The 12760-nt window shown below is 54.9% G+C and carries 11 protein-coding genes and 1 riboswitch; of the genes, 8 read left to right on the top strand and 3 right to left on the bottom strand.

Annotated features, from left to right (window positions below; all coding sequences use genetic code 11):
• Positions 1–288 precede the first annotated feature (288 nt).
• Entirely contained in the window at positions 289–996 is a 708-nt protein-coding gene (locus Q7C21_RS02585; RefSeq protein WP_008924668.1) for a phage antirepressor KilAC domain-containing protein, read from the top strand.
• Between the two features lie 140 nt (positions 997–1136).
• On the opposite strand, the gene Q7C21_RS02580 is transcribed toward Q7C21_RS02585, so the two are convergent.
• A complete protein-coding gene (locus tag Q7C21_RS02580; protein WP_003855132.1) occupies positions 1137–1934 on the bottom strand; it encodes a MetQ/NlpA family ABC transporter substrate-binding protein in 798 nt (265 codons plus the stop codon).
• 271 nt (positions 1935–2205) lie between these two features.
• Between Q7C21_RS02580 and Q7C21_RS02575 the strand changes: the two genes are divergently transcribed.
• On the top strand, positions 2206–2589 hold the full coding sequence (locus tag Q7C21_RS02575; RefSeq protein WP_375150341.1) for a cupin domain-containing protein: 384 nt from the start codon (positions 2206–2208) through the stop codon (positions 2587–2589).
• A 134-nt stretch (positions 2590–2723) separates the two neighbouring features.
• Here the strand turns inward: Q7C21_RS02575 and Q7C21_RS02570 are convergent, their stop codons facing one another.
• Entirely contained in the window at positions 2724–3410 is a 687-nt protein-coding gene (locus tag Q7C21_RS02570) for a molybdate ABC transporter substrate-binding protein (protein WP_008924669.1), read from the bottom strand.
• Positions 3410–4459, bottom strand: coding sequence for an ABC transporter substrate-binding protein (locus Q7C21_RS02565; RefSeq protein WP_375150340.1), 1050 nt, complete (start codon positions 4457–4459; stop codon positions 3410–3412). The genes Q7C21_RS02570 and Q7C21_RS02565 overlap by 1 nt, the downstream gene beginning before the upstream one ends.
• A 286-nt stretch (positions 4460–4745) precedes the next feature.
• Positions 4746–4844: riboswitch (guanidine-I (ykkC/yxkD leader) on the top strand.
• A gap of 60 nt (positions 4845–4904) precedes the next feature.
• Between Q7C21_RS02565 and Q7C21_RS02560 the strand changes: the two genes are divergently transcribed.
• The 6 genes from Q7C21_RS02560 to uca all read left to right on the top strand — a co-directional run bounded on the left by Q7C21_RS02560 (position 4905) and on the right by uca (position 12677).
• Positions 4905–5960: a putative urea ABC transporter substrate-binding protein gene (locus Q7C21_RS02560; RefSeq protein WP_008924671.1), complete on the top strand. Its 1056-nt coding sequence runs from the start codon at positions 4905–4907 to the stop codon at positions 5958–5960.
• A gap of 24 nt (positions 5961–5984) precedes the next feature.
• Positions 5985–6800, top strand: a complete 816-nt coding sequence (locus Q7C21_RS02555; protein WP_003855145.1) for an ABC transporter permease — start codon at positions 5985–5987, stop codon at positions 6798–6800.
• Positions 6797–7582: an ABC transporter ATP-binding protein gene (locus tag Q7C21_RS02550; RefSeq protein WP_375150339.1), complete on the top strand. Its 786-nt coding sequence runs from the start codon at positions 6797–6799 to the stop codon at positions 7580–7582. Before Q7C21_RS02555 ends, Q7C21_RS02550 begins: the two co-directional genes overlap by 4 nt.
• Positions 7579–8307, top strand: coding sequence for an urea amidolyase associated protein UAAP1 (locus Q7C21_RS02545; protein ID WP_140033881.1), 729 nt, complete (start codon positions 7579–7581; stop codon positions 8305–8307). Before Q7C21_RS02550 ends, Q7C21_RS02545 begins: the two co-directional genes overlap by 4 nt.
• 10 nt (positions 8308–8317) lie before the next feature.
• A complete protein-coding gene (locus tag Q7C21_RS02540; RefSeq protein ID WP_039661427.1) occupies positions 8318–8953 on the top strand; it encodes an urea amidolyase associated protein UAAP2 in 636 nt (211 codons plus the stop codon).
• Positions 8954–9071: 118 nt separating this feature from the next.
• Positions 9072–12677 (top strand): urea carboxylase, encoded by a 3606-nt coding sequence (gene uca / locus Q7C21_RS02535; protein ID WP_375150338.1) that lies wholly within the window; start codon positions 9072–9074, stop codon positions 12675–12677.
• Positions 12678–12760: the final 83 nt, after the last annotated feature.

Raw genomic sequence — 12760 nt, 5'->3', positions numbered from 1 at the left:
ACAATCATCACTATACTGTAATGTAAAGATTCTGTGTCCACCATTGTGATTATATGTAAATAACCAAAGGGAAAATTACCCTCATATGCTGCAGAAAAGGCGGATAACGCGCTGACAATCTCAACGCCATCGCACTTATCCGTTCAACACCCACCTCTTATTGCCTGATCTGCGTAACCGCTTCCAGTTACGGAATTGTTTAAATAAAATACTGGATATCCGAACAGGTATTTGTATAATAAATGGACTGCCCGCCGGGTATTGGAAGCGATAGTGAGGGGTGAATCCATGATGATATCGACTGAAAGCCTCAGGTCTCTGGAACAATCGGTCACAATGAGCAGTCGTGAGCTGGCTCAGATGACCGGTATCACACATGGAGAAGTGAAGCGTTTAATCAAAAGTCTGGAGACGGCCGCGCGTCTCTCCCAGCCACTTAGCGTGAATGAATATGAGCGGGAAGGGGAAGTGCGTCAGGAGTACCGTCTCAACAAGCGAGACTCGCTGCTGGCCGTGGCACGCCTGTCGCCAGGCTTCACAGCTGAGGTGCTGGATCGCTGGCAGGATCGCGAAAAAACCTCACATCTGCCTGACTTCACTAACCCGGCTGAAGCGGCTCGCGCCTGGGCCGAGCAATTCGAACAGCGTCAGGCGGCTGAGCAGCAACTGGCTCTCTCAGCACCCAAGGCAGCGTTCTTCGATAATTTCGTTGAGGTTGATGAGAGTCTTGGCTTTCGTCAGCTCTGCAAAATGTTAAAAGTGAAAGAACCGGCGTTCCGCCAGTTCCTGCTGGAGCGAAACATCATGTATCGTGCCAGGGGAACACTTACCCCGCAGCACTACCATCTTCAGGCGGGCTATTTTACGCTGCACTCCGGCACGGGCGAAAACCAGCACGCGTTCTCTCAGGCTCGCTTTACGTCGAAAGGGGTGAAATGGGTCGCCAGCCTTTGGGCAGGTCATCTTTCTGCTCAACTTAAAGGCGCAGCCGCATAACCGCGCCTTTGGTTTAGCAGGTGGAGCAGAGGGACAAATATATAAAATGTACCGATAACTGAAGCCTGGCTTGAAATACAGAGACAAAAAAGGCCGCGACAGAGTGCGGCCTTTTTCGACGTTATGGATTGCAGGATGAATTACCAGCCTTTAATCGCATCACCTTTATAAACTTCTTCTGCTTTTGCCGCGACTTCAGGTGACTGCAGCGCAGCCTTTAACTTCTGAATTTTATCGCTGTCTTTATTATCTTCACGAGATACCAGTGCATTCACGTAAGGCGATGAGGCACTCTCCATGAATAAGCCATCGCGGTGTGCTGATAATCCAGCCTGAGCCGAGAAGTTAGTATTGATAATCGACAGGCTTACATTGGGATCATCTAACGTGCGGGTCAGCTGGGGCGTGTCCACCTCAACCAGCTTCAGATTTTTTGGGTTTTCGACGATATCCAGCGAAGTCGGTAAATATCCCACTCCGTCTTTCAGTTTAATCAGGCCCTGCGCCTGCAGAAGCAGCAGGCTGCGTCCCAGCGTAGTGGCTTCATTAGAAATGGTGATCGTGGCGCCATTCTGTAGTTCACTGATGTTTTTGATTTTGTGCGAATAAGCCGCAATCGGGAAAACGAATGTCTTGCCGACTACAGCAAATTTATAGCCGCGCTCTTTAGACTGAGACTCAAGATACGGCAGGCTCTGGAACGCATTGGCATCGACTTCTTTGTTATTCAGCGCTTCATTTGGCAGCACATAATCATTGAAGTTAAGCACTTCAACATCAAGTTTGTATTTATCTTTAGCAACCTGCTGTACCACCTGCCAGATCGCTTCGTCCGGGCCGGTATTGATCGCGACTTTAACTTTGTTATCGTCATCTTTTGAGCAGGCGGACAATAATAAAACAGAACTGGCAAGTAATGCCGTAAACAGACCTTTCATTATCAGAAATCCCTCAGGTAGTAGATGGAATCAAAGATAATACAGAAATCACAGGTTGCGTACTGACGCCGGAATATATCTTATAACCACAACGCGTAATTCGAACATAAATTAACCAGCTTCTTACCTTTCAATAATGGGTTGCCTGGATTACTGATTTTGCTGGATGAAATCTTCTGTGTGCCCGCGTATTACGCAGCCATGTGATTTTCTTCTACGCTTAGTCATGGGTCGTTACTGGCATTTTATTGATTATTAACAGGGATTAACCATGTCAAAGCAAGATAGCGAGATTAACGCAGTTGAAGTGATGCGCAGCAGTCAGGCGTGGAACGGTGAAGTTATCGAAGCCTATCCTGCTGGCGAACCAGAACTGACCGTCATGCGGCTGTCACTGCCTGCCCACACGTCATTGCCGTGGCACACCCATCCCATGCCAAATGCGGCGTTTATTCTTTCCGGCACACTGATCGTGGAAGATAAAGAGAGCGGTGAGCAACGGACTTTCCATGCAGGTGAAGCCCTCAATGAGACGGTCAACAGCGCGCATCGGGGCTATACCCTGAATGAGCCAGCTGAACTGGTGATTACCTATGCGGGTGTAAAAGGGCAGGAGTTAACCGAGCCATTGCCGGGTGAGCCAGCGGAATTTTAAATCCTGAAGCAGCACGGCAACTTAAAACACTGCCATGCTGCCACTCTGCAGACCGAATCCATTTCGCCTTCGCGATTGCTTACACGCCTGAAGTGAAAGTGACAAGGCTCCAGGTTGCGAACAATAGGGGTCTTTCAATCACAACCAAACCCCGCTTCCCGAAGTACTGCTTTTGCCGGTTCCGATCTTAAAAATGCAGCCAGTTGTCCTGCCTCAGACGTGATTACGGCACAGGCATAACGCGCAACAGGGTTAAAAGCCTCGGGGATATCAATTACCCGCAGGCCGGCAATCTGGCTCAGGGCTTTTCGATAGCTGGCGTAGCCGATAAACAGATCCGCCTGATCACTCTGGATAATCCACTCCGCCGGCAGCTTGCCTGCGGGAATGGCTGCTGAGTCACGTCCGCCCACCACCGTTTGTGCGCGCTGGCGCACGGCCTCTCCAGCCGGGCCCATCCGGGCAAAAAGAACCTGAGCATAATCGCCTGAAGGATCGGCTAATGGCGTGGAAGTTGCGATTCGCAGCGAGTCACGGGTGAGCAGCTGATACCAGTCATCCCCCGCCTGAATGCAATCACTGCGCACAGTGAGGCAGAGCTTATTGGTCGCAAACGACATCAGCGCCAGTGCTCGTCCGGCAGCCAGAAGTCTCTGTGGATGCTCCTCACTGGCTGAAGCAAAGAGGTCACAGCGCTCACCCGCCTCGATCCGTTCGCGGAGCAAGCCGGCGGGACCAAAGTGGGTTTCGACAGGATGAGGGAAATGCGCCATCATTGCAGGCCAGACCGTTTTCAGGCTACCCGCCGCCAGTACGCGCATCACTCTGGTCCCTGATAAGTGGTGCGATAGAAACGTTGATACCACCTGTTAGCCAGCTTATTCATGTTTATATCTGTAAACTTCTGCGGATAGAGTTTTTTTGCCATCCACAATTCGCCGAGCCCCATCGCTTCAGGCATTGGGTAGCCCCAGGCTTTGGCGTAAACCGGCATTAAATAAACGCGATGATGTTTGACTGCGTCAATCGCCTGCCATTGCAGTGAACTGTTGATTTCATTAACGACGGAAGGATAACGATCCTGCACAAAAATCACCTGTGGATTCCAGGCGATCACCTGCTCCATAGACACGGTTTTAAAACCTTTTACGGTCGCCGCAGCGACGTTGACCGCACCAGCATGCAGCATCATCAGCCCGGTATACTTGCCGGAGCCGTAGGTGGTGAGATCCGGATTAGCCATATAAGCGCGAATACGTTTATCCACCGGAATATCCCGGAGGCGATCGCTGACGATTTTGCGGCCCTGATCGGTAGCCTCAATCAGTGCTTTCGCTTCTTCAGGTTTATTGATGATCTCGCCGATAAGCGTAATACCTTCCCGCAGCCCTTTGTCATAGGCTATCTCCTCATCGCTGAGGGTCGGATTCATTTTGGCCTTTTCTCCCGGCTGGTCATGACGCAGCGAGATAGCAACCACCGGAATGCCCAGTGCAGTAATGCTGTCGATCATCTCATGCGGCGCATAGTTGGTGACAAAAACCACCTGCGGATGCAGCGCCACCAGTTTTTCGGGATCGACATGCGTCAGATCGCCCAGCGTGGTTTTCTGGTTTAACTCGGGTGCCAGACGGGCATAGCTATCGCCAAGCTGCTGCTTCCAGTTCGCCATTACACCCACAATTTTATCCGTGGCGTTCATCTGCACCAGCAGATTCAGCGTCTGATGCTGAAGCACCACGACGCAATCAACATGGTCTGGAATCGTGACCTGACGGCCAATCTGATCGATTATCTGGCGTGACGCATGGGAAGAGAGTGGAAGGAGTATAAGTAAACTCAGTGTGCATGCCTGCCAGAAGCGCTTCATTAACTATCCTCGAAAATCGTTATACATAGAATTATATAGCGATACGTAGCAGACGTCACCGTCTGTGTTACACCTCATCTTTTGAAGGAATAATCAAAAGGGCGTACGTCAAAATTTTATTGTGCCTTTCACCTCAGCACTGATTATGTGCAACGCCCGTTACTGGCTCACCATCCCGGTGCCTCATGGATTTTTTCTCGTCTATTTTGCTGATATTTCAGTATTTAATTTCTGGCACGCCATTTGCCTGACTCTTAGCAGTAAGCAGCGTCAGACACAATTGATTGAAATAGCTGGCTAGGGTTCCGGTTCACGCAGGTGAATGGCTGGTCCGAGAGCTGGCGACCTCTGCGAGGTTACACGGCGGGACAAAAGCCCGGGAGACAGCGGCACCATCTGGTGTCTTGCGCTGCTCCCGTTTTTTTGTGCCAACCAGAGGTCAACCATGAAGAAATCACCACTCCTGACGCTTGTTATGTCTCTGGCGCTGCTGGTCAGCGCGCCGTCTTCCGCCGCAGTCAAAAAAGAGTTCAACATCTGCTGGACCATTTACGCAGGCTGGATGCCGTGGGGCACCATCAGCAATGAGAAGATCATTGATAAATGGGCCAGCAAATATGGCATAAAAATTCATATCACCCAGCTCAACGATTATATCGAGTCAATTAACCAGTACACCGCAGGACAGTTTGATGGTTGCACCATGACGAACATGGATGCGCTGACCATTCCTGCGGCAGGTGGCGTTGACTCGACGGCGCTGATCACCGGCAGCTATTCCGATGGCAACGACGGTGTGGTGCTGAAAGGGGAAAATAAGAAACTCAGCGATCTGAAAGGAATGTCAGTCTATCTTCCTGCGCTGTCGGTGTCGCATTACCTGCTGGTTCGCGGGCTGGAAAAAGCCGGACTGCAGGAGAAAGATGTCAAAGTTGTGAACACCTCTGATGCGGATATCGTCTCAGCTTTCGGCACCAGCAACGTCAAAGCCGCCGTGGCCTGGAACCCGCAGCTCTCGGTGATTAAGAAAACCCCGCAAACCACTGAAGTGTTCAGCTCCTCGGCCGTACCAGGCGAACTGATTGACATGATGGTGGTCAATACCGACACCCTGAAAGACAACCCCGCGCTAGGCAAGGCGCTGACCGGCGCTTGGTTTGAGATGATGGCGAAAATGCAGTCTGGAGATACACAGGCGCTGAGTGCCATGGCCGCCGATTCCGGTACTGACCTCGCCGGATACAAGGCGCAGCTGAAAACCACCCATCTGTTCTGGACGCCTGCCGAAACCGAGACATTTGTCTCATCTCCCGATCTGGCGAAAACCATGCAGCGCGTCGCCGCATTCTCCTTTGATAAGGGATTACTGGGCGAGGGCGCACAAAGTGCCGACTTCATCGGCATGAGCTTCCCCGGCAACATCACCGTCGGTGATACAGCAAACATCAAACTGCGCTTCGACGACAGCTATCTGAAGATGGCCGCCGCGGGCAAGCTGTAATCACCGATATCAGGAGTTTTTGCCATGCGCCACATCAACCGCTATCCCCGGCAGGGAATGCGCCTGACGCTGATGCTGTTACCTTTTGTATTGCTGATCGCCGTCTGGTTTATCAGTTCGGCGGTGCGTCTGGAAGCGAACCCTCAGGACAAACTGCTGCCCGGCCTGTCGCAGATGATCGCGGCCATTGACCGGATGGCGTTTACCCCGGACAAGCGCAGCGGGGAGTATCTGCTGTGGGTGGATACATGGATTAGTTTAAGTCGTTTACTGACAGGCCTGGCGATCTCGTCGCTCATTGGTCTCTGCATCGGGATTGCGGCGGGCGTTTTCCCGATGACCCGCGCGGCGCTGTCACCGTTTATGACCGTGGTGTCGATGATCCCGCCGCTGGCACTGCTGCCGATGTTGTTTATCGTCTTCGGGCTGGATGAGCTGTCAAAAGTAATGCTGATCGTTATCGGCATTACCCCCATGCTGGCGCGCGATCTGGAACATCGGGCCAGGGAAATCCCCGCGGAGCTGTTTATTAAAGCACAAACCCTGGGGGCGAACAGCTGGACGGTGGTGCTGCGGGTCGTGCTGCCGCAACTCTTATCACGGCTGATCACCTCACTGCGTCTGCTGCTGGGATCCGCGTGGCTCTTTTTGATCTCCGCTGAGGCCATTTCCGCGACCGCCGGGCTGGGATACCGCATTTTCCTGGTCCGCCGCTATATGGCGATGGATGTCATTATTCCGTATGTCATCTGGATCACGCTGCTGGCGTGGTTGATGGATCTCGCGCTGCGTCAGCTGCACAAAGCCTGTTTCCCCTGGGCGGAAGGAGGCCGGGAATGAGTTTTATCGATATCAAAAATATCTGGCAGGAGTATGGCGACCACGTGGTGCTGGAACGCATCAATCTGCAGGTGAAAGAGGGTGAGTTCTGCTCGCTGGTGGGCGCTTCCGGCTGCGGTAAGTCGACATTTTTACGCCTGCTGCTTGGTCAGGAACAACCAACGCGAGGGTCGATCACGCTGGATGGCGAGCAGCTTTCCGCGGAGCCCGATCGCAGCCGTGGCGTGGTGTTTCAACGCTATTCGGTTTTCCCCCATCTCAACGTGCTGGATAACGTCGCCATTGGCCTCGAACTTCCGGCTTCACCTTTTACTGGGCGGCTTTTTGGCGCAGGGAAACGTCAGGCCCGTGAACAGGCAAAACAGATGCTGGAGAAAGTCGGTCTGGGCCATTCACTGGATAAATATCCGGCTCAGCTTTCCGGCGGAATGCAGCAGCGACTGGCGATTGCTCAGGCATTTGTGATGCAGCCGCGCGTGCTGCTGCTGGATGAGCCGTTTGGCGCACTGGATCCCGGCATTCGCAAAGATATGCATGCACTGCTGCTGCAGCTCTGGAGCGAAACCCGAATGACGGTGTTTATGGTCACGCACGATCTGGCCGAAGGCTTCAATCTGGGTACCCGGCTGCTGGTGTTCGACAAAGTGCGAATCGATCCACAGGCCCCCAATGCATGGGGCGCGCGTATCACTTATGACATCCCGCTCAATGAAACGCGCCTCTCTCAGTTGGCCACCGGCAGCAAAAACAACATTTATCCCCTTAAGGAGATCGCTCAATGACAGAACTTTTTCATTCAGCCCCGAGCCTGCGCGAAGAGCTGCTGCCAGGCGGAGCGCATACCTCGCTGATTCTGCGTAAAGGGCAGATTCTGCGCCTGACCGACATCGAGGGCGGCGCGAACGTCAGCATGATGATGCTCAATCCGCACGAGAAAAGTGAACGGCTGAATCTGCCCGATACCCTGAAAGGTCAGCACACCGCGCACCTGACCACCGGTCACTGTTTCTATTCAGACATGGGACGTGTGATGGCCGCGATCGTCGCGGATAGCTGCGGCTGGCACGACCCGTTTGGCGGCGTACTTAACGCGGCGGAAACACAGGATAAGTATGGAGCAGGCCGCTACCAGGAATTACGCAACGGCTTCTATCGCAACGGTACAGATAATCTGCTGGTGGAAATGGGCAAATGGGATCTGGGCCTGGAAGACCTGCTGATGGTCGTCAACTTTTTCAGCAAGGTCACAGTGGATGAAGAGGGCCGCTTTCGGTTCAGCGCACGCAACAGCCATGCAGGCGACTTCGTCGAACTCTATGCGCCGATGGACGTGCTGATGGTGCTGACTGCGCTGCCACATCCGCAGGATCCCGCCACTGACTATCTTCCGCGCCCGGTCCAGCTGAGCTGGTATCAGGCGGACGATATACAGATTGTCAGCAAAGCAATGGTCACTCGCGGTGAAAACCAGCGCGCATTTCAAAATACCCAATTTTTTGCCCTGTAAGGAGGCTGCGATGACACTAATCCACTCTGATCGTCGTCCTGAAGATGCTGTCTATCGCCACGAGATCCCGGCAGGCGAGCCGTGGTTGTTTGAAGTGAAAAAAGGGCAAACGCTGCGCCTGCTCGATCTCGAAGGCAATCAGGCGATTGATACTCTTTTCTATAACACTGATAACCCGCGGGAACGCTACGATCCTCAGCGCACTCTGCGTCGTCAGGGAAAAGTCTATCTGACTACCGGCAGCGTACTCTATTCAAATCTGGGTAATCCGCTGCTGACGATCGTTGCTGATACCTGTGGTCGCCACGATACCCTCGGCGGTGCCTGCTCGCAGGAGAGCAACACTGTGCGCTATGCCCAGGATAAGCGCTATATGCACAGCTGTCGGGATAATTTCCTTTGCGCCTGCCTGCACGATGGTCGTCTGCATAAGCGCGATATCGGCGCCAACATCAACTTTTTTATGAACGTTCCGGTGACACCCGAAGGCGGCCTGACGTTTGAGGATGGGTTATCTGCGCCCGGCAAATACGTTGAACTGGTGGCGGCGTGTAACGTGATGGTGCTGATCTCCAACTGTCCGCAGCTGAACAACCCCTGCAACGGCTGGAACCCGACACCCGCCGAAGTGCTGGTCTGGAACTAAGCCAGCCTGCTGAGGCTGAGCATATTGCCGGCCGCACGTTTTGAGCCAGTCAGCCCCGGGGACGGCCCCAGGGAATATCGAATGTTGCGGGACGACCCGCATCCCTGAGAGTTCGCTTATGTTTGATACCTTACTGATTGCCAATCGCGGTGCTATCGCCTGTCGTATTCTGCGCACGCTGCGTGCCATGCAGGTGAAAGGCGTTGCTGTTTACTCCGAAGCTGACCTGAGCAGTTTACATATCCGCGAAGCCGATGTGGCGCTGAGCCTGGGCGAGGGGCCTGCCGCACAAACTTATCTGTTGACGGATAAAATTATCGCCGCTGCGAAGCAAAGCGGGGCCAAAGCGATTCATCCTGGCTACGGTTTCCTGTCAGAAAACGCCGCCTTCGCCGAAGCGTGTGAAGCTGCGGGACTGATTTTTGTCGGTCCTGCGCCTCAGCAGCTGCGGACGTTTGGCCTGAAGCACACCGCCCGCGCACTGGCGAGAGCAGAAGGCGTGCCGTTGCTGGAAGGCAGTGAATTACTGGCAGATGTCAGCGAAGCGCATCATGCCGCAGAGAGTGTTGGCTATCCGGTGATGCTCAAAAGCACAGCGGGCGGCGGCGGCATTGGTATGCGCGTCTGTCGTGATGCGCTGGCGCTGTCAGATGCGTTTGAAACCGTACAGCGGCTGGGCCAGAACAACTTCAGCGATGCCGGGGTGTTTCTCGAAAAATATATCGAACGTGCCCGGCATCTTGAAGTGCAGATATTTGGTGACGGCAAGGGCGAGGTCATCGCGCTGGGCGTCCGCGACTGCTCGATTCAGCGACGTAATCAGAAAGTGATTGAAGAGACGCCAGCCCCGAATCTGCCCGCAGGCATGGCTGAGGCCTTGTGTTCGGCGGCCATCGCCCTGGGAAAAGCGGTGAATTACCGCAGCGCCGGCACAGTGGAGTTTGTTTATGACAGCGCGGCGCAGCAATTCTATTTCCTCGAAGTGAATACGCGCCTGCAGGTTGAACATGGCGTGACAGAGCAGGTCTGGGGCGTTGATCTGGTGAAGTGGATGATTGAACTGGCCGCGGGCGATCTCCCCTCACTGACTGCTTTAGCCGCCACGCTGAATCCACAGGGCCATGCCGTTCAGGCACGAATCTATGCGGAAGATCCGGGCCGCCAGTTCCAGCCATCGCCTGGACTGTTAACCGAGGTCGCCTTTCCGGCGGCAGACGGTAAAAACCTGCGCATTGACCGCTGGGTGGAGGCGGGGTGCGAAGTTCCGCCATTCTTCGACCCGATGCTGGCAAAAGCCATCGCCTGGCGACCGACACGCGATGAAGCCATCGCGACCCTGGCACAGGCACTCTCGGAAACCCGTCTCTATGGCGTTGAAACCAACCGCCTCTATCTGTTACAGATTTTAGCTTTTTCTCCCTTCACAGCGGGGGAACCCTGGACCCGCTGCCTGGAGCAACTCAGCTATCAGGCGGCAACGGTTGAAGTGCTGAGTGCCGGAACCCAGACCAGTGTTCAGGATTATCCCGGACGTCTGGGATACTGGGCGGTCGGTGTGCCGCCGTCTGGACCGATGGATGATCGTGCTCTGCGTCTCGGCAACCGACTACTGGGCAATGCAGAGGGGGACGCCGCGCTGGAGATCACCCTCAACGGACCCACACTGAAATTTAATACAGAGATTCAGGCGGTGATTTGTGGCGCATCGCTGAGTGTTACGCTGGATGGTGTTGAACAGGCGATGGACTCTGTATTTACTATCCCGGCTGGCTCAACCCTGAAGCTGGGCGCGATGAGAGCCGCGGGCGTCAGAAGCTATCTCTGCCTGCGTGGTGGCATTCAGGTGCCTGACTATCTGGGCAGCAAAAGCACCTTTACTCTGGGCCAGTTTGGCGGACACGCAGGACGTGCGCTGCGTAGCGGCGACGTGCTGCATCTGGCTCCGCAAGCCGCAATCCCAGACGGCGCAGAACTGCCCGCTGCACTGCGCACAAATCTCGCCAAAGTACGCACACTGCGTGTCATTTATGGCCCTCACGGTGCACCGGAGTTCTTTGCGCCGGATTATATCGCGACCTTCTTTGCCACAGAATGGGAAGTGCACTTTAACTCAAGCCGCACCGGCGTGCGTCTGATTGGGCCAAAGCCGATCTGGACCCGCGACAGCGGCGGCGAGGCAGGGCTGCATCCCTCGAATATTCATGACAACCCTTACGCCATCGGCGCAGTCGATTTTACCGGCGATATGCCGGTAATCCTGGGGCCGGATGGCCCGAGTCTCGGTGGGTTTGTCTGTCCGGTGACGGTCATCGAAGCGGATCTGTGGCAACTGGGGCAGCTTAAAGCCGGTGACAAAGTGCAGTTTGTAGCCGTGGATATCCCGACCGCGCGGAGACTGGCCCAGAGCCGTCGCAGCGAGCTCGCAACGCTTAAGCCACACGAGACAGCGTGGCAGCCTGCGCCGCTGACGTCGCCCATCGTAATGACCTGCGGCGAAGCGGATAAACGTCTGGTGGCGCGTCTCTCTGGCGATACGCATCTGCTGCTGGAGGCCGGCGAGCCTGAGCTGGATCTGGTGCTGCGTTTTCGCATTCATGCATTAATGCAGGCGCTGGAAGCGCAGGGCCGTAACGGCATAATTGATATCACGCCGGGAATTCGCTCGCTACAAATCCACTTTCAGCCGGAAACGCTCACGCTTAGCGTACTGCTGACGTGGGTGCGGGGTGAGTGGGAGACGGTCTGCATGAGTGATGACCTGCAGGTGCCCACACGTGTGGTGCATCTGCCGCTCTCCTGGGACGACCCGGCCTGTCAGAAAGCCATCGAAAAATATATGACTACCGTGCGCCCGGACGCGCCATGGTGCCCGAGTAATCTTGAGTTTATCCGCCGGATAAACGATCTGCCGGATGAGCAGGCCGTCTGGAACACGGTGTTTGACGCCAGCTATCTGGTAATGGGGCTGGGTGATGTCTATCTGGGTGCGCCAGTCGCCACACCACTGGATCCTCGCCATCGCCTGGTGACGACGAAATATAATCCTGCCCGCACCTGGACGGCGGAAAACTCGGTTGGCATCGGCGGCGCGTACCTGTGTGTGTATGGCATGGAGGGACCAGGCGGTTATCAGTTTGTGGGGCGCACACTGCAGATGTGGAATCGCTATCATGAAGTCGCCGATTTCGGTGGCAAACCCTGGCTATTGCGCTTCTTTGATCAGATCCGTTTTTATCCGGTCTCTGCGGAGGAACTGTTGCAGATTCGCCGCGATTTTCCACTTGGTCGCTATCCGCTGCGTATTGAGCACAGCACGCTGCGGCTGGCGGAGTATCAGGACTTCCTCATACGTGAAGCGGAGAGTATCGGCGAGTTTCGCGATCATCAGCAAAACGCATTCAATGCTGAACGGGATCGCTGGATAGCCAGCGGCCAGGCGCATTTCGACAGTCAGGAAACGGTGGCGGATGAAGGCGGCGATGCACCGCTGCAGCCGGGTGAGCAGGGGGTTGAAAGCCCGGTATCCGGCAATTTATGGCAGGTACAGGCGACGGCGGGCAGCAGGGTTCGGGAAGGGGATATTCTGGTCGTGCTGGAGTCGATGAAGATGGAGATCCCGCTTCTGGCCCCGTGCGACGGTATTGTTCAGCAGGTCAGCGTACAGCCAGGCAGCGCAGTCCGTGCAGGGCAGCGCGTGGCAGTCATCACTGAGGACAATGCGTAACAATGCTTATAGCGTAGTGACATAAAGGTGTGACAATCCTATCCTGCGCCCGCCGGCGGTTACCTCTGGCGGGCGCAGGCATT

This window comes from Pantoea sp. ANP04 (genome assembly GCF_041982285.1).
Lineage (GTDB): Bacteria > Pseudomonadota > Gammaproteobacteria > Enterobacterales > Enterobacteriaceae > Pantoea > Pantoea eucalypti.
Note: the sequence above shows the minus strand (reverse complement) of the source record. Positions and strands in the feature narration are given on the sequence as shown.

Excerpts from the sequence above, each read along its gene's own strand:
- Q7C21_RS02585 (WP_008924668.1), top strand. The coding sequence starts at position 289 with ATGATGATATCGACTGAAAGCCTCAGGTCTCTGGAACAATCGGTCACA.
- Q7C21_RS02580 (WP_003855132.1), bottom strand. The coding sequence starts at position 1,934 with ATGAAAGGTCTGTTTACGGCATTACTTGCCAGTTCTGTTTTATTATTG.
- Q7C21_RS02575 (WP_375150341.1), top strand. The coding sequence starts at position 2,206 with ATGTCAAAGCAAGATAGCGAGATTAACGCAGTTGAAGTGATGCGCAGC.
- Q7C21_RS02570 (WP_008924669.1), bottom strand. The coding sequence starts at position 3,410 with ATGCGCGTACTGGCGGCGGGTAGCCTGAAAACGGTCTGGCCTGCAATG.
- Q7C21_RS02565 (WP_375150340.1), bottom strand. The coding sequence starts at position 4,459 with ATGAAGCGCTTCTGGCAGGCATGCACACTGAGTTTACTTATACTCCTT.
- Q7C21_RS02560 (WP_008924671.1), top strand. The coding sequence starts at position 4,905 with ATGAAGAAATCACCACTCCTGACGCTTGTTATGTCTCTGGCGCTGCTG.
- Q7C21_RS02555 (WP_003855145.1), top strand. The coding sequence starts at position 5,985 with ATGCGCCACATCAACCGCTATCCCCGGCAGGGAATGCGCCTGACGCTG.
- Q7C21_RS02550 (WP_375150339.1), top strand. The coding sequence starts at position 6,797 with ATGAGTTTTATCGATATCAAAAATATCTGGCAGGAGTATGGCGACCAC.
- Q7C21_RS02545 (WP_140033881.1), top strand. The coding sequence starts at position 7,579 with ATGACAGAACTTTTTCATTCAGCCCCGAGCCTGCGCGAAGAGCTGCTG.
- Q7C21_RS02540 (WP_039661427.1), top strand. The coding sequence starts at position 8,318 with ATGACACTAATCCACTCTGATCGTCGTCCTGAAGATGCTGTCTATCGC.
- uca (WP_375150338.1), top strand. The coding sequence starts at position 9,072 with ATGTTTGATACCTTACTGATTGCCAATCGCGGTGCTATCGCCTGTCGT.